Origin of the sequence: Nostoc sp., assembly GCF_036917095.1 — a bacterium.
Taxonomy (GTDB): domain Bacteria; phylum Cyanobacteriota; class Cyanobacteriia; order Cyanobacteriales; family Nostocaceae; genus Nostoc.
In genome coordinates, this window is sequence record NZ_JBALFH010000004.1 from 1 (window position 1) to 25789 (window position 25789).

Below are 25789 nucleotides of genomic sequence, written 5' to 3' on the forward strand. Positions count from 1 at the left end.
TGGATGTTTGAATGGTTTCTCCGACACACTACCTTTGATTTTGACACTCTTCAAATGTACGGATCTTTTTCAGAAATCAAATACTAGTCCTATATTAGCCCTGCCAACGGAACCATTAGATTTGAAAGAACATTTACAGATGCAAGTTTTAGAAAATGGCGGATGAATACTGAACGTTGAGCAAAGATAGACAAAATTAGTAAATCCCTTGATCCCTGCTAGAAATTGCAATTTAGAAATAACATCCTTCTTTTCCATCGTAGTATAGTCACAGTCAGTATATTAAAAACTCAGCCGTAAATGGGATTAGGAAAACTGAGAGTATTTATAACTCTAGGAGTTAGTCATCCCTTCACTTTTACTAAATCCACATCCGCAAGCCAGATAATTCTACTTTGAGCCAATTCCATTTCTGACAAGGTTGGGGAATGCCACTCTACTGCATAAAGCCAATTGTTTTTCAGGCAAAAAATCCCTTGAATAATACGACGTGTTGGTTTTTCACCAAAATCAACTTCTACCACATCTCCTAATTCAAAAACTGGTGTAGCAACTGTGGCTTTTTCCACTAACTTTGTTCCAAAAATTTCTTCTTGAGGCAAGTAGAGTATTTCACGACAGCAGACAATCGCATAAATCCATTCCTGTCTCTCCCATTGGACACCACAACAGTAACCTGATATATCAGAGCTTGATAACAAGACTTTTTCCAGGATTTGAACTGCTAATGATGGCATGGCTTTTCCCCACGGACTAGAACTATGCCAACAAGATTCTAAAGTGACAATTTGGTTAATCATGCAAAGCAATCTCTTTTTTATACATAAACTACTTTGCACTTGTGTAATCCGGATGTAATTTCAAGATCCAGTCACAGCAGCATTTTAGTAAGCTACTATGACGCATAGCTATTTGGAGCGAGCTAAAGGAGTAAGGCCTAACGACAAGCCTAATGCCAAAAAAATCTGGCTTTTGTCCTATACTGAACCGGGACAACACTAACTATCAATTTCCCAACCAGCCTCCGATGATTCTCTTCTGTTCTGGCTTGCCTCCAGAGCAGTTTTACATTGTAGCTATCTTGGTATAAAAATCTTCATCAGTCCGCCACATCAAACCATTGATATATTCGCAGAGGGGGTCAACATCTAAGAGCATTCCTAGTTTTTTACTTAAGCCTCTCCTCATGTGAGAAGACTTTACTGATTTAGCAATTAGTATAAAATTGTTTTGGCAGTAGCGATCGCTCGATCCACACTCTCCACAATATAAACATTTTCTGGTGACAGTTTTTTAAAGAAAAGTTTACTTTCTTCATCATTATTCAACAAAATTACTTGCTTATTTGCTTTCAAAGCTAGAGCAATTTCTGAAGCAGTTCCTGCACCCATACCGCAAGCAATGACCACAGAACTGCTAAGAACATTAATATTGTTTCTTGAATTACCCATGTCTGTGAAAATAGCAATATCCACCCAAGAGGAAATACCATCTTGATTCTCACCCGGAAGAATACCAATAGTTAAACCATCAGCAGATTTTGCACCTTTACTTACTGCATCCATTACCCCCACATTTCTACCACCAGTGAGTAAAACCCATCCTTGTTTGGCAATAAGTTGACCTAGTATATAAGCATTTTGTAAATCATTTGCTGTCGCATTTTCTCCCCTCCCCATAACCCCAATAATAATTTTCCGCATAAAATTTCAGATGATACTAGTTTTCAGCGACAAGTGAAATCCGTCTCCACGAAAGAGCGATTGGCTGAGGCGTTGGGAAGATAGGAATCGCGCCCTTGGGGCAGTGCCAGCGATCGTCATCTGTAACATCTGCCGTTTAAGACTCACGTTTCCCCCCAACCTTTGCCATATCCTGTCTTAATAAAAAAGCGATCGCTGCGCCAACGCCTATCGTAGGATGCCCGTTCGCCAACAGTATCCCGATCGCAGCACATCGCTCAGTTTAATAGTTCTTTGCCTGCTCATCTTGAAAACACCATAACCACTGTTCTCCTAACTCCGCCGAGCTAATCACTGTATGTCCAGTTTCCTCATAATGCCGCCGGGCATGTTGATGAGGAGAAGAATCACAGCACAGCATCTTGCCACAACTTTGACAAATACGGAGATGCACCCACCGACTGTTTATCCGGATACACTCTTCACAACGAAACACTGGGTAGTTTGCTTTAGAAATCAGAGTCTCCGTAGTAACATTATCTAAATGTTCGCAGCTCATAGGGATTTGAATGACACGTTAATCAGAGTATAGATTAGTGTAGGGAAACACAGCTAATTTTGTCAGTTAAGCATTAAAGTTCATATCTAAATGGCACGCTTGATAAGAGCAAATCCATTGAATCTATAAGTGCCTAGTCTTATTCCAAATTCCCTAGACAGTTGAATCAGGTATTTATAAATCTGTTGACTAATGCCATTGATGCTCTGGAAGAGGGGCTAGGGACTAAGGACTGGGAAATGGGAAAAGAGCTTTCCAAATCCTCAATCCCCAAAATTTATATTCGTACCCTTGTTCAAGAGGATGAGTGCATAATTCGCATTGCTGATAATGGTTCTGGAATGACCGACAAAGTACGTAATCATATATTTGACCCTTCTTTACTACCAAGCTAGTGGGTAAAGGCACTGCCATGGGGTTGTCAGTTTGCTACCAGATAGTCGTCAAAAATCACCGTGGGCAACTCCACTGTATCTCAGCACCAGGAGCAGGAGCCGAGTTTATAATTACGATTCCAATACAGTAACAAAACTTGAAAGCCGCGAAATCGTCTAAACGAGCGATCGTCTAACCTGAGTAAAGCCAGATTCAGTTCTCTTTAGATTTTCTTTAGGAATTAGCTCTCAAAATTATTCTTTTTTTTGCATAAAGTACGAAACTTGAGGTGAATAGTATTATATAACGGTATTTACTATGCATAAACTGGGGACAACAGTAAAAGTCCCCTATATAATCTACTTCTATGAAAAACTGCTCTGGCTTACGTCTAGGGCAGTTTTTTATTGTACGGTAGATGCCAGATTCAGAACTGCACCCAATGGCGAATCATCTAACAGTAGGTGGTAGCAATCGGAATTTTGTTATAGTCCATTATTTACTGGCTTCTGGAAAATATTGCGCTACATTCCGTAAAAGCGTATATTTAAGCTATATCTAGCATAAACGCTCCCTTTCACCAGTCCAGCTATTGTCCCCCAACTAGAAAATTTACTCCTAGTTCAAAGCGAGTTTTTTAAGATAGAAGCTGTTTTTTCTGGATTTCCTGAAAACGGAAAAACTAAAATGCTTTTGATTTTTGGGTTATCAACTAATTCTTTTAAACGGCCAAACTGCCGATCTGTAATTGCAACTCCAGCATATTTTTGAGCGTAATTTAATTCTTCAACAAAATTACTATCATTATAAGCTTGAATAAATACGCGATCTACACCCCATTTTTCCCAGTCAGCTGCAAAATATTTTTTAGCCCAATAGGGATTATGATGGCAAATATCAAAACTCACTGAATAATTAGTTGTTTTCATTGAAGTTACCATTTGTTGCACAAATTTAGTTAAATTTGCAGTGCGGTCAACTTTTCCTGGTAATTCAGCATAATAACCTAGATAATCATCCCATTGAACTGCATTGATGTTTGGATATTTTTTGACAAACTCTACTAATATATTTTTAAACAGACTAGCAACTTCAGGAATTTCCACATCAAGTAGATAATGATCGATTCCAGAGTAGGATTTATCCACTCCTGGAACAATCCATTTCCGGTTAATTGCCAAATCAAAAATGGGGCTATTTTTATCTATTTTAATCCCCTTTTCAAAATAAGCGTGAATTTGCATTCCTTGTTTATGTGCTTCGTCTATCAACCAATTTAACCATTGCTCTTGAAACTGGTTTGGACAACTTTTATACCCAAAAGTTTGCTGCATAACTTCGCTATTATACATCGTACAGCCATTGCCCCAAACACCGTGAATAATTGTATTAATTCCTTGAGAGCGATAGTAACGAACTCTCTCACGAATCGTTTGTTCATCAGCATTATTGGTGGCTTGGTAGCGAGTTAAGTAAATTCCTCTAATTGCTTTCTTCTCCCAAGGCGTTTGAGGCAATGGGGTTTTTACTTCTGGTATTGTTTTTGGTAAAATTTTGTTATTATCAGCTAATTTTGGAGTAATTTTTAAAGAGGCTGGCGGGGCTGTAGAAGCCGTTGGAGTGATAGTTGGAGAGCTAGTTATAGGAGGGTTAAAAATATGTATATTTATCTTCTTGCTATTATCTAAAAACTTGCTTATTTCTAGATGTCCTCTCTGGCTAAACCACCAATAACCACCTCCTAAGATAATTAGGATTATAGATATCGGAATATTTGAGCATCCACATCCACTTGGCTCTTTCTTTTGACTAGGCATATAAAACCCCGATTTAATTTTTGACAATATACTGAGACTCAATAGCCTAGTTTTGCTTTAAGTTTTCCCTCTGCAATAGCTTTTCTAACACAAAAGCTCTTAAACCGAATCTTCACCTCAGATTTCCCACCAACACGCCAATCATCACTCCAATACCGCCTTTGACTATGGGCGGGCGAGACGCCCACCCCACAATAAATAGTTGTATATTTTTTTATTTAGGAGTCCCTTAGCATCACGCTCATGACACTAGCAAATGTTCCAAATTGTAGTGTAACTTTTCGAGCGCACTAATTCCCTTAGCTATTTATTGTTGGTAATTATTTATATTAACAACGCAAAGAACAGTAAAAATAAACCCAATGCCTAAAAGTGCGCTCGCCTTTTCAACTGCATCATTCCACTTCAGAACTCGAAACGCCAAGCTTTTTTCAATACGCCAACTTAGGAGGCTGAGAAATCTAAACTTTGCTGAAAAGAGATTAGTATTTTATTCAATGCATCCATGTCAATTAAAAATGCATCATGCCCGTGGGTTGATTTCAGCCAAGCCAGTTGAGCATTAGGGATTAAATTCGCCAATTCTTGTTGTTCTACTGGAGGATAAAGGATGTCAGAATCAATGGCGACAACTAAAGTCGGTTGCTGGATGCTTTGCAGAACAGATTCATAACCTGATAAATTAGGAACTGTGCGATCGCGTGCAACATCATGGCCATCCATTGCGTGGGTGAGGGTAATGTAAGTGTTGGCATCAAATCGCTCTGTCAGCTTTTTACCCTGATGCTGTAAATAACTAGCCATAGCAAACTGCTCAGATGCATCATACTGCCGCCCAAAGCGAATTGTAAAACTATCCCAAGAACGGTAAGTAGACATCGCCATCATCCGCGCCACTGCTAGTCCTTGATTTGGGGGGGCATCCAGGGTGTAGTTCCCTCCTTGCCAGTTTGGATCGGCATAAATTGCCTGTCTTTGGGTTTCACTTAATCCAATACACCAAGCGGAATGTCTGCCAGAAACAGCAATGGGTGCAATTCCTTCCACCTTTTCTGGATATAATAATGCCCACTCCAGTGCTTGCATCCCACCGAGCGAACCGCCAATTACTAACCGCAGAGATTGAACGCCCAGGTATTCTAATAGTACAGCTTGCAGGCGAACCATATCTCGGATGGTAATTTTAGGGAAGGATATGCCATAAGGCTTTCCCGTTATTGGGTTGATAGTAGTTGGCCCGGTTGTGCCGTAACAACTTCCCAAGATATTGCTGGATACAATAAAATCGCGTTCTGGATTGAAAGCTTTCCCTGAACCAAACAAAGGTTCCCACCAATCATCGGCATCAGCCGAACCAGTTAACGCATGACAAATTAGTACCCCATTATCGCCTTGAGCATTTAACTGTCCCCAAGTGCGATAAGCAACCTGAACCCCAATTAATGTTTCGCCGCCTTCAAGTTGAAATGGCTCCGTAAGCTGGTAAAACTGGGTTTGCGGTGAAATGAAGTTTGAGTAAATCATATCTAGGAGTGGGGAGCAGGGAGCAGGGAGCAGGGAGCAGGGAGCAGGGAGCAGGGGGAGCAGGGGAAGCAAGGGAAGAAGAATTAATAACCAATGCCCATTCCCCATTCTCCATTCCCCATTTATTGAAAACTAACTCCTAACTTGCCCGAATGCCTGTTGGAAATCTTCTTTGATGTCGTCGATATGTTCAATTCCCACCGATACTCGCACCAAATCGGGTGTCACACCTGCTGAAAGCTGTTCGTCATCACTTAGCTGTTGATGGGTTGTGGAAGCGGGATGAATGACGAGGGTTTTAGCATCGCCAACATTTGCTAAATGACTCGCCAATTTTACACGATCGATAAAAGCTTTACCTGCCTCCAATCCACCTTTGATGCCAAAGTTTAAAACTCCCCCAAAGCCATGCCGGAGATACTTTTTCGCTCGTTCATGATATGGGTGATTGGGAAGCCCTGGATAATTAACCCATAATACTTGCTCTTGCTGCTCTAACCACCGAGCTAATTCTAGGGCATTGCTCACATGCCGATCTACACGCAAAGAGAGAGTTTCTAATCCTTGCAGTAAAAGAAAGGCGTTAAATGGACTCAAGCACGGGCCAAAATCCCGTAACCCCTCGACTCTGGCGCGGATAATAAAGGCAATGTTGCCAAATGTTCCACTAGGGCCAAATACTTCTTGAAAATTCAGCCCATGATAGCCGGGTGCTGGCTCAGTAAACAAGGGGAATTTGCCGTTACCCCAATCAAATTTACCCGAATCGACAATTACGCCACCAATGGAAGTACCATGTCCACCAATCCATTTAGTTGCAGATTCCACTACAATATCTGCACCATGTTCAATCGGTCGAGCTAAATATCCACCTGCACCAAAGGTATTATCGACAATTAAAGGTATGCCGTTTTCGTGGGCAATGTGAGCTAAAGCGGCAAAGTCGGGAATGTTGAATTGAGGATTGCCAATGGTTTCAACGTATAACGCTTTGGTGCGATCGTCGATCGCCTGACGAAAACTTTCTGGATCGTCTCCCTCGACAAACTTGACATTAATACCCAACCGTGGTAGAGATACTTTGAATTGGTTATATGTTCCCCCATACAAAAAACTAGTGGAAACAATATTATCCCCAGCCTGAGCAATGGTAGTGATTGCCAGAAACTGCGCCGCTAGACCGCTAGCTGTTGCTAATGCTGCTACACCGCCTTCTAGGGCAGCAATCCGCTTTTCAAATACATCCGTCGTCGGGTTCATGATCCGGGTGTAAACATTGCCAAATTCCTGGAGAGCAAACAACCGCGCTCCGTGGTCGGCGTCGTCAAAAACATAGGAAGTAGTTTGGTAAATTGGGACAGCACGAGCATTAGTTCCCGGAGCCGGCTCTTGTCCAGCATGAACTTGCAGGGTTTCAAAACGATATTGTTCAGACATAAGCAGTTATTAAGAGAAGGCAGGAGGCAGAAGGAAAGAATTATATAAGAAAGTAATATACTATTTGAGCGTTGTGTTAGAGAAATCTACGGTAATTCTTAAAGCTTACCGTATTTTAAAGTTATTTTTAGTTAATTAAACCATACTGTAAGGGCGCACAGCTAGCTATGCGCCCCTACCTAAGATTCTGCTTAAAATAGATGAAAAATGCTGTAATTTAAAGCATTTTTGACAGAAATAATTTTATCCCTGCAAAAACCGATCGACTCAGTTAGGGAACCAACATCGAATGAGGATTAATCATCCCTGCTTCTTGAATCGTTGAAAAAGCAGTTTCCCCAATGATGCGATGAGCCGCAGTTGTCGGATGAATGCCATCCCAGAACAAAAACTGGTCTGGGTTACTACAGGTGTTAGAACCAGACAAACATGGACTGGTAACATTGGTAAATTTAAAGGCTGCCGGATTGGCGTTGGCGTAGCCCGTCGCAGACATCGCATCTCGATACAGGGCGTTAGCATCTAATACTACAATCTCCAGATCGGAATGCTGTTGACCTAGTACTTTAAGCGATCGCCTCAAGCCTTGATTATGTGCTTGTGTTAATGCACTGAGGTTCACAGAATTCGCACTGTTTCTAGTGGCAGGTAACTGTCCTAAATCTGGTAAATTTGCAACCAGAATTTTTTTAGCGCCCACATCACTTAGAGAGTTGATTGCCGTTGTCAGATTTTTAACAGGAACATTTGCACTGCTTACCCCTTGCAAATAATCATTTGCCCCTGCCCACAACACATACAAAGCATCTGGATTCGTCTTTTGATGTGTCTGCGTAAACGACTGCACTTGATTTAGCAAGCTAGGTACATAGCTATTACCAACACTGCCAGTAGTCGATCCTCCGTAAGCAAAATTATTAGTTTGCTTGGAGGATAGATGGAGGGATTCGGCAAGATACTCAATCCAAACCCGACCATTGGAGTAACGCCCCTGAAAGTAAGTTGGATTGGGTGGGTACATTCCTCCTGTCGCCCGGAATACCATCCCTGTATCCGAAAGACTATCCCCAAATACATAAAGTTCTGAGATGGGATGAGCTTTATCCATAAATTTTGCCGCTACAACCATGATAAAAATTAAAAGAGCAAGTCCTGTTCTTAAAAGCCACTTTTTTCTTTGCATTAAAGTTTTCTGCAAACCCTAAAGGCAATAGTTTTTACAACTGTTGATGATATTTTTGTGAGTAAAGAAAGATTAAGCACTTCTCTAAGTTAACAAGCTAGCTTCAGAGCTGGTGAGCAAAACCGGATACCTTTAGGTGTGGATTTTGCCTATTGTCTTAATGTAACGCTGTTGTGTTTTGTAACATCTCGCCAAGAAACGAGAAGGCGATCGCTGATTTTTCTTGGCGAATGCCTACAGTTAACAAAAATTAGACTTGCATCGCTGCTCAAACCGTTGAAAGTTCGCCAGAGTGGTAGTAGGAGTTTTATATCCCTTTGGTTGAAAATGGAAATGATTCAAAAATTTGCAGCCCCAACCCATAAAGACAAATACATCCGTGTTGCTAAATTTGCAGATGTTCAAGCAGCAGGTAGTTTGTTGGTTCGCAGCGAAAAACACACCATTGCTCTGTTTTACTCAGACAATCAAGTTTATGCAATTGATAACCGTTGTCCGCATATGGGCTTTCCTCTCCACGGAAGCACTTGCAAAGATGGGATTGTGACTTGCCCTTGGCACTATGCCCGCTTCGACCTCGCTAGTGGCGGAACATTTGACTCTTGGGCAGATGATGTTCCCTCCTTTGGTGTAGAAATCCGCGATGGGGAAGTTTGGGTAAATCTAGATCCCCCAGTTGACCTCCATACCCACCACAGCCAACGTCTTCAGGATGGTTTAGAACAAAGTATTTCTTTAGTTATTGCCAAATCAGCGATCGCACTATTAGACATAGGGGCAGATATTACCGAACCATTTCAGGTGGGACTGGAATTTGGCACCCGTTATAACAAAGCAGGCTGGAGTACAGGCTTAACCATCCATACTTGTATGATGAATTTGCTGCCTTATCTGGATGCAGAAGACAAACCCCGCGCCCTTTTCCAAGGACTTTCAGCAGTAGCTAGCGATAGTGCAGGTGCGCCGCCCCATTTTGTTGTTCATCCATTACCCAATTCTACCGTTGACCTCAGTACCCTGAAAAGCTGGTTTTGCCAGTTTATTGAGGTGCGGGATAGTGAAGCCGCAGAAAGATGTCTGATATCTGCAATTCGGACGGGAGCTAATTCTCAGCAAATTGCAGATATGCTCTTTACATCTGCTACAGACCACCGCTACATCGATAGCGGTCATACAGTTGACTTCATTAATAAGGCATTAGAAGCCCTGGATGCCGTTGATTGGCAAGGGGCAGAGTCAGTTTTGGCGAGTCTAGTTTCTGCTTTAGCAACTGCTTCCCGGATGGAAGAATCAAATTCCTGGCGCTACCCTGTGGATTTGGTAGCAATTCTGGAGTCTGCCTTTGAGCAGTTACCTACGGCTTTGGCAGCAGGACGACCTCGACATGGAACTTGGTCAGGTGAGGAGGAATTGGTGCCGATTTTGTTAGGGGAAGACCCACAGAAAATTAGCAACTCTCTTCTAACTGCTCTGGAAGCAGGCTGTACTGAAGAACAATTGGCAAGCGTAGTTACTTACACAGCAGCATTGCGGGTAGCTCGCTTCCACACTAACAACGACTTTGGGGATTGGAATTCGGCACACCATCCGTTTACTTTTGCCAATGCAGTGCATCAAGGATTACGACGAGTGCCAACACTTGAATTACTACGAGGTGTGTTTGATGCTGCGATGAGTGTATATCTGAATCGTTTTTTGAATGTGCCACCAGCAAGACTCCCAGAACCAAAAAACCCTGCTCAAAATCCTGAAGAATTGCTCAAGCAACTACCAGATTTATTAAATCGCCAACAACAAGTAAATCAGACAGGTCAGTTAGTGGCTGATTATTTGTATAGTGGCGGTTCTGCCGAGCGGCTGATGGCAATGTTGGGTAAGTTAATGCTGCGGGAAAATCGGGAGTTTCATGTGATTCAGGAAATAGAAGCAGCTTTTAGACAATACTCGCTGTTAAGTGAAACTGCTGCTATTCATGTGCTAGTTGCTGCTGCTCGTTATTTAGCAGCACACGCGCCAACAATGCGATCGCAAGGACAAACTTATCAAATTGCTTATCGGTTGCATAAAGGCGATCGCCTGTTTGAAGAATCCTAATTTAGGTCATTTGGGGAAACTTGATAATTAATTGCCGCGATCGCCTGATAAAAAAAATTGTGCGATCGCGGCAATTTATGCATTTTAGGGAAACTCAAGAGGCGAATTAAAAATTGCATAAATGTTCAACTCGCCTCAGTTAAGTCTAGAGACAGAACGAATTGGTTGATATTTTCTATTACTTAACTGAGTTTCCATTGCTCTTTAGTGTTGCTCAATTAGCTCACCCAAAAGGGTGAGTCATATATCAACCGATCGGGTGACCTGACTGAAGGAAGCTGAGATTAATAATAAATAGGACTGTATTAGTAAAGAAGACCGATCGCATTTTACCTAAGAATAAACTTATGAAACTTGTTACCTTAATAAATTCTGCCTTGATTTTTGCTTCTATTACTCTTGTACCTGGAATCGCTGGCGCTCAAACAGCTACTAACAATAGTAGTGAAATAGCTATTAACTCTAACAATTTATCCAGAAACTCTACTTCTGTTAGTTACCTCCAGCCTTTCAATCTAGTTAGTTTTGCTTATCAGGGAGGTCTGAAACAGCACGGTATTCCTAGTGGAGAAGCGCTGGTATTTAAAACTCTGAACAGAAATATTATTGCAAAAGATTTGGTGAAGGCTGCTGTTAATGCAGATAAATTACCATCACAAGTTTTAAACGACCAAAATTATCTAAGTGCTGTTAATTTAGAACTCAACGCATTGCCTGATTATGCGGCTGCTGATTGATTGGTTTTGTTTATATCTTTTTAGAAAGCGAAATTTGCCACTATACTGTATTCGTGCCCTTGTTACCAATATAAATAAAACACTTTTATACACGGTTTTAGCGGTGTATAAAAAAAGTTCAATATTAAAGTACAATTTCTAGATTTTGAGATAATTTGTACAAGTTGCACTGATAGTGTGCTTAAGGCACAGAAAATTGTATAATCAACACCCTATAAACCAAAAATTTCGGTTTCTACAGAGAATGACAGAAGTAATTAGATCCGGGAGCTTAAATAACATTGAGTCCATTAAGTTTGAAGAGCAGTGCTTGCACAAAGCCAGAGAAACAGGCGATCGCAATGCAGAAGTAATTTGTTTGGGAAGTTTGGGTAATGCTTACCAGTCAATTGGTGAGTACCACCTGGCAATTGAGTTTTATCAGCAGTGGTTGGATATCGCTAGAGAAATAGGCGATCGCTTGGGGGAAGCCAAATCTTTATCTGGGTTGGGCAACGCTTACCAATCACTCGGTAAATATCAGCGAGCGATTGAATTTTATCACCAGTGGTTGAGTATCACCAGGAAGATAGGCGATCGCACTGGGGAAGGCATTTGCTTGGGAAGTTTGGGCAATACTTATGAATACCTGGGCAAATACGAGCAAGCGATTGAATTGTATCACCAGTGGTTGACCATAACAAAGAAAATAGGCGATTGGACTGGGGAATGCATTTGCCTGGGAAGTTTGGGCAATACCTATGAATCATTGGGACAGTACCAACTGGCAATAGAGTTTTACCAGCGATGGTTAGAACTGGCAAAATTCATCAGCGATCGCAATGGAGAAGCCATGTCCTTGAGTGGGTTGGGCAGCGCTTATAAAGCTCTGGGACAGTACCAAAAAGCGGTTGAGCTTCATCAGTATTCATTAGAGATTAGAAAGGATCTTAATGACCGGAATGGGGAAGCAAACGCCTGGTTTAATTTGGGTCTGGTATTAGAAAAAATCAATCGGAAATCAGAAGCGATCGATGCTTTTTACAATGCCCGCGAAATATATCACGCAATGGGACTCGATGCAAGCCTGCAAGATTGTAACCATGCCATTGAGCTTCTTTCTCAAAATCTTCCAAGCCCAACATCTGGTTTCTGGTTTGGGAAATGGTTAAGCCATTTGTCACAGTTGATGAAAGCTGGTTCTAAACAGTAAAAATCACATCAACTGGTGCTGACACAAAGACGCGGGGACGCGGAGAGTTTTAAATTTAAGTAATAAAGCGAACTTGATATAACTCAGAACTCCTAACTCTAGCCCTGTCAAAGTATAGTAAAAAATACTTTTATTTTGGCGTTTTTTCTCCGAGATGCTACGCAAAGACAGGGAAAAAATCACTTATTGAACTAGGAAAAGTTTACATCAAGAAGACGGATACTTATTGAATACTGCAACTGAGTCCTTGCGGTCAAAAGAAAACACAGAAAACGGGTCTTTTCGATTTCCCATCTCCATCCCAGGAGTACCTACAGGCATTTGAGGAACAGATAAACCAGCAACATTTGGCTTTTCTTGAAGCAGACGTTTGATGTCGTCTGCTGGGACGTGTCCTTCAATCACATATCCATTAACAATTGCTGTGTGGCAAGATGATAAGTTATCTGGCACGTTGTACTTTTGTTTGACTGTTTCGATGTCAGATGTGGAAAAGTCTGTGATTTTAAAACCTTCTGCCTTTAAATGGTCAATCCACCCGCCACAACAATTACAATCGGGACTGTGATATACGGTAGCATTTAGCGCTGTTGAGTTTAATGGTGTCTGTTTATCTTGAATACGCTGAGTGCTACTTACCAGTTGAGCATTAGCTGCAACAGAACCAGCAAAAACAGCTTGAGCATTACTCATAGGAGCAGTGCTTGCCAAGATGCCCAACACCCCTACTGTTAGACAAATCACTACCACTGCACGTACCAAGATGGAAAGTAACCATTTTTGCCAGTAATAAATAAATTGTTTGTGCGACATCTGAGGCTTCCTAAATACAACAACATTACATAAATTTGTTGTAACAAATTCCCTTCAAAAAAACTCTGCGTACTTTGCGCCCCTCTGCATTTAAAAAGGCTACGGCCCTTACGTGGTAGAAGTCATTCCAACAGTGCTAGTATGTCAAATATGGGCATTTTGTAGCTTCTAAGTTGTCGTTCTGGACAACAACTCTATTACATCAGCCCTCTGTTTTCATATTCTTGTTTTGGCGAAGGTACTTAACTATTAACCCATTTGCACCACTTGTAGGACAACAGCAAGCCATAGAATTACTCACTCAGGCTGTCAGACAAAACCGCGTTGCTCCAGCGTATCTATTTGTGGGGCCAGATGGTGTAGGAAGGAGTTTAGCAGCTAGGTGTTTTGTGGAATTGCTATTTTCTAGCGAGATGGGAGCCACTGCGGCTTTACAAAACCGTTTGCGTCAAGGTAACCATCCAGCTTTGTTATGGGTGGAAGCGACGTACCTACACCAGGGACAAAGATTAACAGCAGCAGAAGCCGCCGAGAAAGGACTTAAGCCCAAGGCCCCACCTGTAATTCGGCTAGAGCAAATTCGGGAAATTACCAAGTTTCTCAGTCGTCCACCCTTGGAAGCACCAAGGAATGTGGTAGTGCTGGAAGAAGCGCAAACAATGGCAGAAGCCGCTGCGAATGCTTTACTTAAAACCCTAGAAGAACCGGGACAGGCGACGTTAATTTTAATTGCGCCTACACCTGAGTCTGTTTTGCCAACTTTGGTGTCACGCTGTCAACGCATTCCTTTTTATCGCTTAGATGCCCAGTCTTTGGCTGTTGTACTTACGCAAACTGGTCATCAGGAAATTTTGCAAAATCAGGCAGTATTGAGCATAGCAGCTGGCAGTGCCGGAAGTGCGATCGCATCTTACGAACAATTACAAGTTATTCCCTCTGAATTACTCGAAGACTTAAAAAAAGCCCCTGCTTCCTACCGCAAAGCCTTGGAGTTAGCCAAAAAAATTGATAAAGATTTAGATACAGAAGCCCAACTGTGGTTAGTTGATTATCTTCAGCAATTCTACTGGCAGCAGTGGCATCAACCCAGCATCATCAACCAGCTAGAACAAGCTCGTAAATACTTGCTTTCTTACGCTCAACCAAAGTTAGTTTGGGAATGTCTGCTTTTATCTGTTTGTCAAAAATAAAATCTCATTTATTAACTCTTGTAGAAAAACCTCAAACCCTTTAGCAATATTAAATGATATTACTTAAGTATCTAAAATCTTAGTACTGGTGTATTATTTAAAGTAAGCTACGCAAAGCGTCTCCAAGAGAATGCGGCGAGTTAAGAGACATTGCCCCAAGACACTGCAATTTGCTCAATTGTCAAAGCTTCATAGCAAACAAAAGTCTTGCGGGGGATGACTAATAAAAGCTGTTCGATTATTGTTTTTGAAGATTGTACCCCTGACTTATGATGAACTTACCGCAGACAATTCCAGTTCTACTTTTAGGGACTAGCTTGGCTGTGCTTTCGCCTCAAGTTTGTCCTGCTTTCACTGTTCAAGAGGTAGCTAGTCTTGCCCAAGCATCAAACAATTTGCCAGTAGTCAAATCAGCAGGACTGTCCCCCGATATGGATGTCCCTTGGTCGAAACCTGTAAGAATCGTTGACCCTTTTGAAGGTGAGTTGCTTGGGGTTTTCGATCGGAATTTATTGGGTGGTAATTTATACCGTGGAGGTTCAAAGCAAGTTATTAGTTTATGGACTCCTTCAAGCATTCGAGTCCTTGTAACTGTAAATTCCGATCGCGCCAGCTCTTCTTTCTTCTACACCGCAGGGCGTGTGTATCCCAGACCTGACTTTCTTCAGTTTGTCACCACCAGGAAAGTTGATAAACTTTTGCTCAAGGTCAGGGGAAAAGTTTTTCAATTAGACGGTTCAACCGGCACGTTTGCTGTCAGTCAAGAATTAGCTACTGCCTTGAAAAATGCTCCAGATGAGAACTTAGACATCAGACTAGTCTTGGAAGGAGGCCAAACTGTTGATAGCAAAATTGGCAAAGAGACAGTGAAGTCTTGGCGAAACATTTATTAAGCGAATCTATTTTTAAGAAAGGATAAACTTTTACACAGCAACTTGAATCAAGCTAGTATTCTCTTCAAGAATATTTATTTCATCTTGAGATAATATTTTAACTTGCATTTGTTGCAGGTCATACAGTACCATTTTGGTATCCTCAGCATTAAACTTATAATACTCAGTTAAACTTCCGATGGGATGATTGAAGTCTCGATAGCGGTGTTTAAAATACAGTTCAATATTCTCCCGATGCGCCCAGCTTCCCAGTACCTTAATCGCAACAGTTTGATAGTGTGCAACTAAATCTCTTTCTACTTCTGCTACTCGCTTGAGAATGGGTCTTTGGGTTACTCCTATCTTGTACAAAGTGTCAATATTCGTTTGTATTTCTAAAAAATATAGTGTGCAGGATAGAATACGTTGAAGTTGAGCGCGGTAGAGTTTTAAATCAGTGAGCCGATATGCCAAATCTGGGGCATTTTTGTACTCGGCGTGTTTAAAAGCTAGCTCAAGTTTCAAGAGTTTTTTAAATAACAATGGCTCTTGCACTTCGTTAAATAATTTTAACTCTAGCGTTCCGATGGGGATTTTTCCCAAATTCGTGAATTCATACGCAGGCGGTCGAATGTAAACATTTTTTCTCAACATTTCTGCTTTTATCAACCCTGGAGTAACTAAGTAGGAGTCGATCGGGTAATTTTTAGCTCCGTACTCCTTCCAGAGCAGTTTTAACTGTGCCAAATCCTTCCCAGATAAATTAATATTGAAATTATCATAAAGTGCCAAAGTAGGGAATTCTCGATTAGCTATCGGGCGGCAGGTTTCGTCATTATGAGCAAAATGATGCTCTTTTAACTTGCCTTTTTTAGCAGTTAACTCACCATTACAGTAAGGACACTTAAGTGAAGTCCTCCCCCTGCTGATATCTTCAATACATATCAATATGCCATCTTTATCTACGCCATATTTTAGCCACATTGTCATACCATTATTGAATAGTTAAAGTTGCTTTTACAAGTGTGCTTCAACTTTTCAAAAATGTATCTATCTCTGGATTAGTGTAATGTCGATCTGAAGAATGTAAATACAATGGAGTCAAACGGAGGCTGGTAAGAACCGTAGGCATCGCTCCTTCATCTGAGAAGATAAGTATTGCTTGTGTGAATAGATACCCAAAATTTTCTTAGAGGAAAAAAAGGAAAGTGAAGGCGTTGGCGATCGCTCCCCTAAACCCGTTAACAGGTTTACTTTGGTAAATAGCTATAAGTCCGATAATTCCTTGGAACAAATTTTCTTTTGATAGCGAACCTACATTGCTGTATTATGGTATCTGTTACTAATTTTATCCAGCAAATAAAGTCACTCATTATTTTTACGTAGTAGACATATTTGCTTAAACTCTGCAAGGAAATAGCGGGGATTTAAGATGAATATAGAACTATTCCTTCAACGCACAGAAGTCTTGCACAAGCGTGTAGCAGATTTATACCAAACTGCTAGTATCTTGCCTTCGATTCCACCGGATATGCTGCCGCAAGTTTTTCAAGAACTTCATAGCAGATCGAGGATAGTGCAGTTAGCGATGGAGGAACTGTGTCAGCAAAATGAAGAACTGATCGGAACTCGAAATTTGCTAGAAGCAGAACGCCAACGCTATCAGGATTTATTTGAGTTTGCACCTGATGGTTATTTAGTAACTAATGCAGAAGGGATAATCCAAGAAGCTAATCATGCGGCAGCTAAGTTACTCAATGTTTCAAAAAGTTTTCTGGTGGGTAAACCATTGATTAACTTTGTTCCCTTAGAAGAACGTCAGTACCTTCGTAGCGAACTCAACTACTTAAGCCACTCGGACAGAACCAGAGAATTACTAGTACATTTGCATCAACGTTATGGCGAGTCATTTGATGCAGCTTTGACAGTGGCAACTGTCCGCAATCAGCAGGGCAAGGCAATTTATTTACGCTGGCTTCTACGTAACATTAGTGAGCGTCAGCAATCAGAATCAGCACTAGTCAAAAATGAAAGCGATTTCATCCAAAGTCGCCTTGTGGAGAAATATTCCAAAAGAGAAACTATTCCCCTCAACCCATTAGTAATTTGGTACGTTTCTCAGGGTGTGGTTAAGTTAAGTACCTTTTGTGAAACTGGTGAAGAAGTGTTGATGGGGTTGGCAGCAACAGGAATGGTTTTTGGCTCTAGTATGACATCTCTAAAGATTTACCAAGCAATAGCCCTTTCTGATGTCGAGTTAGTGTCTATTGACGTAGCAGAGATAGCAGTTTCTCCGACGCTGAACCACACCCTTTTACCAAAAATCAGTCAGCGGTTGCGACAAACAGAATTTTTTTTAGCCATTTCTGGAAGACGACTGGTACAAGAGCGTTTGCACTATCTATTGCAACTGTTGAAACAAGAAGTTGGTCAAACAGTGTCAGAGGGAACTCGCCTGAATATTCGCTTCACTCATGAAGATATTGCTAGCGCCTGCTGTACCACCAGAGTCACAATTACCCGATTGATGGGCAAACTACAAGAACAAGGTGTTATCAGCTTTGACTCAAAAAAACACATCATCTTGAAAAATTTATGAAAGTCATTTAAACAGCGATAAATATAGGTCGGTTACTTTTAAAGTATCGATAGGTTGTACATATAAAAATAGTAAAAGACGAGTGCATACACGGAATTTATTTATATACTTTATAAAGTACTTATTTATAAATCTAGGAAGAACGAACATTATTAGAAGTTAGTCTGATTAATTCTTCAACATTGTTTGAAATTGTATTGCAAATCGTATTTAAAGGTAAGTCATTAGGGTCAAATCCGAAAGGTTCTTCAATTTCTGAACCAATTTGTTCAATACTTAATAAGGTAAAACTTACAAAAGCCATTGCTATACCAGTCCACCAATTCAACAAGCTAACAATTTCCAAAGGTAAGATCAGACAAAAAATTAATAACAGTTGTCTGAGTTTAATAGTATATATCAAAGGTAATGGCGTTTTTAAAATGCGTTCGCAACCACCTAGAATATCTACTAACTCATCTACGCAGTTATGTAAAGTAGTCAGTTGATAGACATTTAGACAATTCCGATCGTACCGATCCTGTAAGTAATCTCCTATCCAGTAAGCAATTTGTAGGGGGGGATGATTAGTATCCTGGAGTTGTAAAAATTCTTTTTCAGACATTAAGGATGCTAATTGAGTGTCTAAAGGTACCGATCTTAGATGTAACTTCATTGCAAATGCAAAAGCAGTTACTAACCGAACTATTGCCTCTTTTTCTACTCTATCTTGGGGTGTCTTCTCTTTAACTATTATCCAAATTCCACGAGTTAAGTTCCGAGATGTATTAACTAAAGATCCCCATAGTTGACGACCTTCCCAAAATCTGTCATGGGCTGTATTTGTGCGAAAAACTAATAGTAATGTAAAGCCAATATTAAAACTTAAAACAGCATTAGTAATAATACTGTTTGAATCTAAAAATGCTATTGGCAATCCTAAATGATAGAAAAATGATATTAAAACACCATATGCAGTACAAAAAAGTACCCAAGGAAGAATGATAGAAATAATTGACCTTTCAAGTCGAAGCGTTACTTGAAGCCAGTTCAATTTTTCGCCTTTGTAAAGGTGATATTTTTCTCTTAAAGAGTTTTTGGAATTCTTTTGAAAATAGTTAGGTCGTTTCATATTGGTAAGATTTGACGATTACATCAATTGGTAAACTAATTTTTTTAGCTAAAGTTATCTTGCTTAAGCAAAATAGGTGCAATATGTAGGTTTCCCGATAGCGACCGTCGTGCAACTATAATCAACATAAATTATAGTTTTAACATTGAAATTTATTTCTGTGAACCCTCTTTAGGTAGTAAAATTTATCACTGTCTTTTAATTCTTCGCCATAAAGTTGGGTTTCTGCTTATATTGGTTAAAATTCGTGCTATTTCCCTTTTTTATCAGAGATTTAGGCAAATCCTAGATTAATTTAGAGTAAATACTTACTTTTTCTCGTTGACAGGGCAAAAAACAAGGAAATATCCGAAAAGTTGTGATGTCTAAAATTTTTCAAAAAAAATAGAGCACTGACGATTCATCTGTTGATTTATGCTTTATTTGTCTTGAGATTGCGAGCACACAACCTCAATCAATAATTAAGTTTTATCGTGCTATATGTACCACATTATTGAGCCTGAGCCAGAATCGGTAAGATAATCACAAATTCTGTTCCTGCACCAGGGGTAGAATTCACATCCAAAGTTCCACCATGTTTTTCTACAATAATAGACTGAGCGATCGCTAATCCTAATCCCGTTCCTTTACCAACACCTTTCGTGGTAAATAAATGGTCAAATACTTTTTGTTTGACTGATTCACTCATCCCCGCCCCATTATCAGCAATAGTCACTTTCACCTGTTCACCTTCTACCATTGTCTGAATTGTAATGCGGTTATAATGAGCTTGAATCTCAGCAAAACTCTTACAAATATTTGATTCTTCTAATGCATCAATAGCATTCGCCAAAATATTCATAAATACCTGATTTAATTGACCAGGAAAGCATTCAATCTGGGGAATATTGCCATAGTCGGTGACAACTGAAATTTCTGGACGATGTTCGTTAGCCTTGAGACGATGGCGTAAAATCAGGAGAGTGCTGTTTATTCCTTCATGCAAGTTAAATTGCTGCTTGAGATCGCTATCAGCACGGGAGAAAGTGCGAAGACTTTTGCTAATCGATTTGATGCGATCGCCCCCATCTTTCATTGCTCTGATTAACTTGGGTAAATCTTCGCGTAAATATTCTAGTTCGATTGTCTTTAGTTTTTTTTCAATTTCGGCACCAGGTTGAGGGAATTTATCATTGTAAAGGTCAATTAGCCCAAATAGATCGTTGATGGAATGTTCGGCAGCATCAACGTTGCCAATAATACAACTGACGGGATTGTTTATTTCGTGAGCTACTCCGGCGACTAAGTTCCCCAGTGCAGACATCTTTTCACTTTGCACGATTTGTAATTGCGCCTGTTGTAAATCAACTAGTGCAAGTTTTGCTTGTTGGTAAAGTTGGGCGTTTTCCAGTAATATTTGTTGAGCTTGTTGATAGATTCGGGCATTTTCTAGAGAAATGGCGGCTTGAGCGCAGAGTATATTCAATAGTTCAACCCGCTTATGAGTAAACGCTCCAGTTGCCAAATTGTTTTCTAAATACAATATGCCCAGCAATTTACCCTGATATAAAATTGGACTGCACAGAATACTTTTGGGCTGCTTTTGCTGAATGTAAGAGTCATTAATTAATTGCAGATGTACTGTAGCATCAACAATTACTGCTGGTTGTAAGCTGCCTTTGACGGTATTAATTAAGCCAACTGGCACAGACGTTGACTCTTCAATGGGCTGTGAGTTAAGCAACATTGAGGAAAAATTCACTTTGGTATTTCCCTTCCCCTCTATAGCGCTAGTACTATTAGTAAGTTCTGCCAATGCCTTAATCAGTAAATTACCTGACTCCACAAGGATTAACACGCATTTATCTGCTCCGGCATTTTCAATAACGATATGCAGCAATGATGAAAGCAGTTTTTCGAGTTCGATTTCGCCTGAGATAGTTTGGGAAGCTTTGAGAATGCTAGCTAAATCTAAAGCTAAAGAGACACTGCTATTACTGGAAATATAGTTAGTAGGAGTGACACTCTCCAAAACAAAAATGGTTTCGTTACTTGAGAAAGGAAAATGGGTTTGCTCTAAGATGGGGGCAAGTAATTGGGGATAACGTTTTTCCAGATCGGCAACTTTGGCTTTAGCTCCCCAGCGTGCGTAGCAGTAGTAAGCTTCTTGCATATATGCTTGAGCCACTTTTTCTTTGCCCCAATCAAGGTAAAATTTAGCTGCTAGTTCGTTAGCCAGAGCTTCTTGTTGAATGTATTCATTTTCTTTGGCTCCAGCGATCGCGCGATCGTATAAGTCAATTGCCTCAAATCGCTGACCTAAGACCCAATGACGCTCTGCCTCTACCAAATCAAATTTATGCTGAAAATTCATCGGTGCAATTATGGCTCGAACTTTTAGGTGTTTCTGATTTTCGTCAACCTTCAAGAGTAATTTTGCTTGTTCAGAAGATTTAGCTTTAGAATAAACAGATAGACGAGCCAAAGAATCGTAGTAATGGAAAACAGACACAGATAGCATTCCGGCACCACCTTTAAGGTAGCGCTCTCCTTTGTCTCCATTGCTAACTGCCGCTAGAGAATCATCAAACAAGTAGCTAATAATTAACTTAATTAGATAAAATTCATGGAGTGTAAATTCATCATTTTCTTTTAGTAGATCGGGTAAAATTTTTTCTTCATTCCAGTATTCATCAATTAATAAATCTGAATAATGACTAGATTCAGTTATGAATTCAATCGTTGCTCTAAGAATACTAAATCGAATCGAAAAAATTTCACTAGTTGCAAAACTAGACTCAAAAATTTTGATTTCTTCTAGTAAAGCTTTTAAATTTTCTGCACTCATCAAATAAGTATAGAGAAATCGGGAAAAAGTTGATACAATCATGTGTACAGAATCTCCGACTTCTAGTCCAAAAGTATAAGATTCTTTTAATAAATTGATAGTATCTCGGACAGGTAGCTTGTTGAATTGATTAAATGCAGCTACTTTAAAACTAGTCATACTTCTCAGAGATTTTGCTTCAAATTTATCTACAATTTTTAAAGCCAACTGTCCAAACTTATAGCCTTTTTCTAGTTGATTTAATACCGCATTTAAAACAATGGCAAAGTCAGCATATCCTGGTGCTGAAAGTGCTGCATTGCCGTATTTAAGCGATAAATTAACTTGTTCGCAGGCAATAATTGGAAATAGATGGGGAGCAGCCTGATGGACAGAGGGAGTGAGACCGATCATAATTTTTAGGGCAACTAAAGCTTGAGGATCGGTCATCAAAGGTAGATCGATTAAGCTTTCAATTTGGCGCTCTCCCAGCGTTAATAAAGTGTTTTCTATAGCTTGATGAATATCTGAAGGAGTAACAGATTCAAATAAGGGTATTCCAAGCTGTTGGAGAGTTTGACACCCAATATCAATTGCTTTAATCAGCTGCCCTTGTACCTGATAATACTGGAGCTGAATCTCATAAACTTTTACTTTATCTAAAAAACTTGGCGCTCGTTGTATCACTACTTTAATCAGCGATTCCATCTGCTCAAATTCATTACTGATAAACGCAACTTCGGCAGCAGCTTGATATAAATCTCGCGTTAAATCATTAGCATTTTCCCAGCCATCACTAATTACTAATTGAATGCCCTGATTGAAATATTGTAGAGCTGCACCGTAAGCAATTGCTTCTTTGGCTTTGCGACCTGCCTTGAGATTTAGTTTAGCTAATTCTTGACGTTTACTTGGCTGGTTAATGAGTGGAATTCCATAATTTAAATGGCCAACAATCTCAAAAATATGCTCTGATTGCTGGGCTAATGATGTATTTTTTAAAAGTAATTGCCCAATTTGGAGATGGGTTAACTGTTTCTGTTCTTTGGGAATCAAAAAAGAGGCAGCTTGTTGGATACGATCGTGCAAAAATTTGTATGTAACTGTCTTTTGCTCTAAGCTCAAGTCATCTGTTTGCGCGTCTATATTATTTGTTATTTTATCGCCATTGTCTAATAATAAATCTTCAGGGAAACTATAAGTAATACTAGTAGGTAAAATTAATCCTTCCTGTAAAGCTTTCCATAAAATAGCTGCCGTTTCTATTTTTGATTTTTCTGAAACTATTGCCAAAGTTCCTAAATCAAACTGATTTCCAATACAAGCAGCTAACTGTAATAATTGTTGAGTTGATTCAGGAAGTTTACGTAATTCACATACCATGAATGCTACAACATCATCTGTAAGCGCTTGCTGATTTACTTGTGTAATATCACATTCCCAACAGCCGAATTCAAAGTCAAATTTAATGAATTTTTCTTGATGTAATACTTTGATAAACTGTGTTGTGAAAAACGGATTACCTTGAGTTTTTTGATAGATAAATTGAGAAATAGGTGATGCTACCTTTTCTGTACATTTAAGTGTGTCAGTTACTAACTGATTCAATTGCCCTTGACTCAGTGGTGTTAAAGTAATTGTATTAATCGTTGCTTGCGTTTTTTGAATCTCGCTCAAAGTCAATATTAATGGATGTGCTGGATTGACCTCATTATCACGATATGCACCAACTAACAAAAGATGACCTGAATCGGCGATCAATAGCTGCATTAAGTTCAGAGATGCTGAATCTGCCCATTGCAAATCATCTAAAAACATCACTAATGGATGTTCAGCAATAGTAAAAACTTGGGTAAATTTTTGGAATAATAAATTAAATCTATTTTTGGCCGCATCTCCTGATAATTCTGGTGCGGGTGGTTGTTCGCCAATAATTCTTGATAATTCCGGGATGACTTCAATAATTACCTGTCCATTCTCCCCAACAGCTTCTAATATCTGGCTTTTCCATTGCTGGATTTGAGCGTTGTTTAGAGTTAACAATTGCCACATTAAATCTCGAAAGGCTTGCACAAAAGCACTCAAAGGAATATTCCGTTGAAATTGGTCAAATTTCCCTTTGATAAAATAACCACGTTGGCGCACAATTGGTTTATGAACTTCGTTAATAACCGCAGTTTTTCCGATTCCTGAAAAACCAGCGACTAAGATCATTTCAGTCGCACCTTTGCTTACTCGCTCAAATGCTTGCAGTAGAGTGGCTATTTCAGTTTCGCGTCCATAGAGTCGATCGGGAATAATAAAGCGATCGCACATATCCCGTCGCGCAATTGGAAAACTCTTAATTTCACTAGTTTCTTGGAGTTGAGTTAAACAATTTTCTAAATCAAATTTCAGACCCAACATACTTTGATAGCGGTCTGACGCATTTTTTTCCATCAATTTCCTGACAATCTCTGAAAGGACAGACGGAATTTGTGGGTTAATTTCATCTACTAATGACGCTGATTTAGCAATGTGACAATGTACCAATTCCATCAGATCGTTTGATTGAAAAGGTAATTTACCTGTAAGTAATTCATAGAAAGTTACACCCAAAGAATAGAAGTCTGTACGATAGTCAATCCCTCGATTCATTCTGCCTGTTTGTTCTGGGGAAATATAAGCCAGTGTGCCTTCTAAGACATCGGATCTCATGAGTGTTGGCGTTTCCCGTGGTAGTAAAGATGCAATACTAAAGTCAATTATTTTAACTTCTTTTGTTTCGGGATTAATTAAAATATTGGCGGGTTTGATGTCTTTATGAATAATCCGCTCGCGATACAATATCTCTAAAATATTACACAGTGCGATCGCTATCTGTAAAAACTCCTGTAGAAACGTTGTATGCAACGTCTCTACAGGAGTAAAATATTCTTTAAGAGAAATCCCGCCAAAATCTTCCATCACCAATGCGTAGCCATTTTGGTAAGATTCTAGGCTGTAGGTTTGGATGATTAGAGGTGAATTGAGATTTTTGGTAATGGTGTATTGATTGCGAAACTGCACCAATTCGCTGAAGCTGGGATAAGGATTTTTCAGTAGTTTAATCACCACAGATTTGTGGTCGGCCTCTCGAAACCCACGATAAACTAGAGTTCTCGAACCATTATAGATTTCTTCTATTGCGTAGTATCCGGGAATACTTACAAGAGTGCTGACCATGCTACTAATTTCTGGTGATTTCCAATTTATTGTTCCCAAATCAGTAAGCCCAGTTTGATCTCAGGTCGTAAACATTATTGTGGCTTCACTTTAGATTCATGCAAACAGAAAATTCTCCAGAATAATCAAATGACCGCGTTTCTGATTCACATTGGCAGAGAAACGGGCAAGTATGGGGCTGAGAATGATTGGGCATTTGGCGCACTTCAGTCTTTAGTTGAGCGTTATGGATGTATTGCGGGCTATCCAAATAGTACTTATCGGGGAAACCGCGCTATCACTCGCTATGAATTTGCAGCAGGCTTAAATGCTTGTTTATCTCGGATCAACGAGCTAATTGCAACAGCGACATCTGACTTAGTTACCAAACAAGACTTAACTACCCTACAAAGACTGCAAGAAGAATTTACTGCTGAACTAGCAACTTTACGGGGTCGCGTTGATAATTTAGAAGCTAGGACTGCGGAACTAGAAGCAAATCAGTTTTCAACAACTACAAAGCTTTCTGCAGAAGCCATCTTTGTGATTACGTGGATTTATCAGGGGCAAAGCATTTAGGTAAAGATTATTTCTGAATGCCTTGCCCCAATAGAG

Annotated in this window: 20 protein-coding genes and 2 pseudogenes; 9 read left to right on the plus strand and 13 right to left on the minus strand. The window is 39.9% G+C overall.

The features are described 5' to 3' along the window. Positions 1 to 344 precede the first annotated feature (344 nt). The 4 genes from V7L01_RS01245 to V7L01_RS01260 all read right to left on the minus strand — a co-directional run bounded on the left by V7L01_RS01245 (position 345) and on the right by V7L01_RS01260 (position 2241). Positions 345 to 800, minus strand: a complete 456-nt coding sequence (locus tag V7L01_RS01245) for a DUF1392 domain-containing protein (RefSeq protein ID WP_335031155.1) — start codon at positions 798 to 800, stop codon at positions 345 to 347. Positions 801 to 1214: 414 nt separating this feature from the next. Beyond that, entirely contained in the window at positions 1215 to 1703 is a 489-nt protein-coding gene (locus V7L01_RS01250; RefSeq protein WP_335031157.1) for a TIGR00725 family protein, read from the minus strand. Between the two features lie 6 nt (positions 1704 to 1709). After that, positions 1710 to 1850, minus strand: a complete 141-nt coding sequence (locus V7L01_RS01255; protein ID WP_335031159.1) for a hypothetical protein — start codon at positions 1848 to 1850, stop codon at positions 1710 to 1712. Between the two features lie 115 nt (positions 1851 to 1965). After that, positions 1966 to 2241 (minus strand): UBP-type zinc finger domain-containing protein, encoded by a 276-nt coding sequence (locus V7L01_RS01260; protein ID WP_335031161.1) that lies wholly within the window; start codon positions 2239 to 2241, stop codon positions 1966 to 1968. 185 nt (positions 2242 to 2426) lie between these two features. Here V7L01_RS01260 and V7L01_RS01265 point away from each other — a divergent pair. Next, positions 2427 to 2767, plus strand: a pseudogene (locus V7L01_RS01265) (sensor histidine kinase). A 472-nt stretch (positions 2768 to 3239) separates the two neighbouring features. Here V7L01_RS01265 and V7L01_RS01270 read toward each other — a convergent pair. Both V7L01_RS01270 and metX read right to left on the minus strand, forming a co-directional pair. Continuing rightward, entirely contained in the window at positions 3240 to 4433 is a 1194-nt protein-coding gene (locus V7L01_RS01270; RefSeq protein WP_335031163.1) for a family 10 glycosylhydrolase, read from the minus strand. A gap of 444 nt (positions 4434 to 4877) precedes the next feature. Then, the gene (gene metX / locus V7L01_RS01275) at positions 4878 to 5957 is read right to left on the minus strand and encodes a homoserine O-acetyltransferase MetX (RefSeq protein WP_335031165.1); all 1080 of its coding nucleotides are present in this window, start codon (positions 5955 to 5957) and stop codon (positions 4878 to 4880) included. Between metX and V7L01_RS01280 the strand changes: the two genes are divergently transcribed. Continuing rightward, the gene (locus V7L01_RS01280) at positions 5945 to 6100 is read left to right on the plus strand and encodes a hypothetical protein (protein WP_335031167.1); all 156 of its coding nucleotides are present in this window, start codon (positions 5945 to 5947) and stop codon (positions 6098 to 6100) included. The genes metX and V7L01_RS01280 overlap by 13 nt on opposite strands. On the opposite strand, the gene V7L01_RS01285 is transcribed toward V7L01_RS01280, so the two are convergent. Beyond that, on the minus strand, positions 6090 to 7394 hold the full coding sequence (locus tag V7L01_RS01285) for an O-acetylhomoserine aminocarboxypropyltransferase/cysteine synthase family protein (protein WP_335031169.1): 1305 nt from the start codon (positions 7392 to 7394) through the stop codon (positions 6090 to 6092). The two genes, V7L01_RS01280 and V7L01_RS01285, sit on opposite strands and share 11 nt — an antisense overlap. Positions 7395 to 7665: 271 nt before the next feature. Continuing rightward, positions 7666 to 8577 (minus strand): SGNH/GDSL hydrolase family protein, encoded by a 912-nt coding sequence (locus V7L01_RS01290; RefSeq protein ID WP_335031171.1) that lies wholly within the window; start codon positions 8575 to 8577, stop codon positions 7666 to 7668. A gap of 138 nt (positions 8578 to 8715) precedes the next feature. Between V7L01_RS01290 and V7L01_RS01295 the strand changes: the two genes are divergently transcribed. Beyond that, positions 8716 to 10671: a Rieske (2Fe-2S) protein gene (locus tag V7L01_RS01295; protein WP_335031173.1), complete on the plus strand. Its 1956-nt coding sequence runs from the start codon at positions 8716 to 8718 to the stop codon at positions 10669 to 10671. Here the strand turns inward: V7L01_RS01295 and V7L01_RS01300 are convergent. Then, on the minus strand, positions 10668 to 10790 hold the full coding sequence (locus V7L01_RS01300; protein WP_335031175.1) for a hypothetical protein: 123 nt from the start codon (positions 10788 to 10790) through the stop codon (positions 10668 to 10670). The two genes, V7L01_RS01295 and V7L01_RS01300, sit on opposite strands and share 4 nt — an antisense overlap. A gap of 228 nt (positions 10791 to 11018) precedes the next feature. Between V7L01_RS01300 and V7L01_RS01305 the strand changes: the two genes are divergently transcribed. Together V7L01_RS01305 and V7L01_RS01310 are read left to right on the plus strand one after the other, a co-directional pair. Further along, complete coding sequence (locus V7L01_RS01305; protein ID WP_335031177.1) at positions 11019 to 11408, plus strand: hypothetical protein; 390 nt, start codon at positions 11019 to 11021, stop codon at positions 11406 to 11408. A 244-nt stretch (positions 11409 to 11652) separates the two neighbouring features. Beyond that, on the plus strand, positions 11653 to 12600 hold the full coding sequence (locus V7L01_RS01310; RefSeq protein WP_335031179.1) for a tetratricopeptide repeat protein: 948 nt from the start codon (positions 11653 to 11655) through the stop codon (positions 12598 to 12600). A 207-nt stretch (positions 12601 to 12807) separates the two neighbouring features. On the opposite strand, the gene V7L01_RS01315 is transcribed toward V7L01_RS01310, so the two are convergent. Then, positions 12808 to 13413, minus strand: coding sequence for a DUF411 domain-containing protein (locus tag V7L01_RS01315; protein WP_335031181.1), 606 nt, complete (start codon positions 13411 to 13413; stop codon positions 12808 to 12810). A 224-nt stretch (positions 13414 to 13637) separates the two neighbouring features. Here V7L01_RS01315 and V7L01_RS01320 point away from each other — a divergent pair, with 224 nt between their 5' ends. Both V7L01_RS01320 and V7L01_RS01325 read left to right on the plus strand, forming a co-directional pair. Continuing rightward, positions 13638 to 14603 (plus strand): DNA polymerase III subunit delta', encoded by a 966-nt coding sequence (locus V7L01_RS01320; RefSeq protein ID WP_335031183.1) that lies wholly within the window; start codon positions 13638 to 13640, stop codon positions 14601 to 14603. 269 nt (positions 14604 to 14872) lie between these two features. Beyond that, complete coding sequence (locus tag V7L01_RS01325) at positions 14873 to 15496, plus strand: hypothetical protein (protein ID WP_335031184.1); 624 nt, start codon at positions 14873 to 14875, stop codon at positions 15494 to 15496. 30 nt (positions 15497 to 15526) lie between these two features. Here the strand turns inward: V7L01_RS01325 and V7L01_RS01330 are convergent, their stop codons facing one another. Continuing rightward, positions 15527 to 16465 carry a GIY-YIG nuclease family protein gene (locus tag V7L01_RS01330; protein WP_335031186.1) on the minus strand — a complete coding sequence of 313 codons (939 nt, stop codon included), beginning with the start codon at positions 16463 to 16465 and terminating at the stop codon, positions 15527 to 15529. A 442-nt stretch (positions 16466 to 16907) separates the two neighbouring features. On the opposite strand from V7L01_RS01330, the gene V7L01_RS01335 reads away from it, so the two are divergent. After that, positions 16908 to 18074, plus strand: a complete 1167-nt coding sequence (locus V7L01_RS01335; protein WP_335031188.1) for a helix-turn-helix domain-containing protein — start codon at positions 16908 to 16910, stop codon at positions 18072 to 18074. Positions 18075 to 18207: 133 nt separating this feature from the next. Here V7L01_RS01335 and V7L01_RS01340 read toward each other — a convergent pair whose 3' ends face one another. Then, the gene (locus V7L01_RS01340; protein WP_335031189.1) at positions 18208 to 19185 is read right to left on the minus strand and encodes a bestrophin family protein; all 978 of its coding nucleotides are present in this window, start codon (positions 19183 to 19185) and stop codon (positions 18208 to 18210) included. A 490-nt stretch (positions 19186 to 19675) separates the two neighbouring features. Then, complete coding sequence (locus V7L01_RS01345) at positions 19676 to 25195, minus strand: trifunctional serine/threonine-protein kinase/ATP-binding protein/sensor histidine kinase (protein ID WP_335031191.1); 5520 nt, start codon at positions 25193 to 25195, stop codon at positions 19676 to 19678. Positions 25196 to 25381: 186 nt separating this feature from the next. Between V7L01_RS01345 and V7L01_RS01350 the strand changes: the two are divergent. Continuing rightward, a pseudogene (locus V7L01_RS01350) lies at positions 25382 to 25735 on the plus strand (iron uptake porin); the annotation flags it as partial. Positions 25736 to 25789 lie beyond the last annotated feature (54 nt).

What these genes read in the sequence shown, in the direction of transcription:
- V7L01_RS01245 (WP_335031155.1), bottom strand. Translation starts at nt 800, where the DNA reads ATGATTAACCAAATTGTCACTTTAGAATCTTGTTGGCATAGTTCTAGT.
- V7L01_RS01250 (WP_335031157.1), bottom strand. Translation starts at nt 1,703, where the DNA reads ATGCGGAAAATTATTATTGGGGTTATGGGGAGGGGAGAAAATGCGACA.
- V7L01_RS01260 (WP_335031161.1), bottom strand. Translation starts at nt 2,241, where the DNA reads ATGAGCTGCGAACATTTAGATAATGTTACTACGGAGACTCTGATTTCT.
- V7L01_RS01270 (WP_335031163.1), bottom strand. Translation starts at nt 4,433, where the DNA reads ATGCCTAGTCAAAAGAAAGAGCCAAGTGGATGTGGATGCTCAAATATT.
- metX (WP_335031165.1), bottom strand. Translation starts at nt 5,957, where the DNA reads ATGATTTACTCAAACTTCATTTCACCGCAAACCCAGTTTTACCAGCTT.
- V7L01_RS01285 (WP_335031169.1), bottom strand. Translation starts at nt 7,394, where the DNA reads ATGTCTGAACAATATCGTTTTGAAACCCTGCAAGTTCATGCTGGACAA.
- V7L01_RS01290 (WP_335031171.1), bottom strand. Translation starts at nt 8,577, where the DNA reads ATGCAAAGAAAAAAGTGGCTTTTAAGAACAGGACTTGCTCTTTTAATT.
- V7L01_RS01300 (WP_335031175.1), bottom strand. Translation starts at nt 10,790, where the DNA reads ATGCAATTTTTAATTCGCCTCTTGAGTTTCCCTAAAATGCATAAATTG.
- V7L01_RS01305 (WP_335031177.1), top strand. Translation starts at nt 11,019, where the DNA reads ATGAAACTTGTTACCTTAATAAATTCTGCCTTGATTTTTGCTTCTATT.
- V7L01_RS01310 (WP_335031179.1), top strand. Translation starts at nt 11,653, where the DNA reads ATGACAGAAGTAATTAGATCCGGGAGCTTAAATAACATTGAGTCCATT.
- V7L01_RS01315 (WP_335031181.1), bottom strand. Translation starts at nt 13,413, where the DNA reads ATGTCGCACAAACAATTTATTTATTACTGGCAAAAATGGTTACTTTCC.
- V7L01_RS01325 (WP_335031184.1), top strand. Translation starts at nt 14,873, where the DNA reads ATGATGAACTTACCGCAGACAATTCCAGTTCTACTTTTAGGGACTAGC.
- V7L01_RS01330 (WP_335031186.1), bottom strand. Translation starts at nt 16,465, where the DNA reads ATGACAATGTGGCTAAAATATGGCGTAGATAAAGATGGCATATTGATA.
- V7L01_RS01335 (WP_335031188.1), top strand. Translation starts at nt 16,908, where the DNA reads ATGAATATAGAACTATTCCTTCAACGCACAGAAGTCTTGCACAAGCGT.
- V7L01_RS01340 (WP_335031189.1), bottom strand. Translation starts at nt 19,185, where the DNA reads ATGAAACGACCTAACTATTTTCAAAAGAATTCCAAAAACTCTTTAAGA.
- V7L01_RS01345 (WP_335031191.1), bottom strand. Translation starts at nt 25,195, where the DNA reads ATGGTCAGCACTCTTGTAAGTATTCCCGGATACTACGCAATAGAAGAA.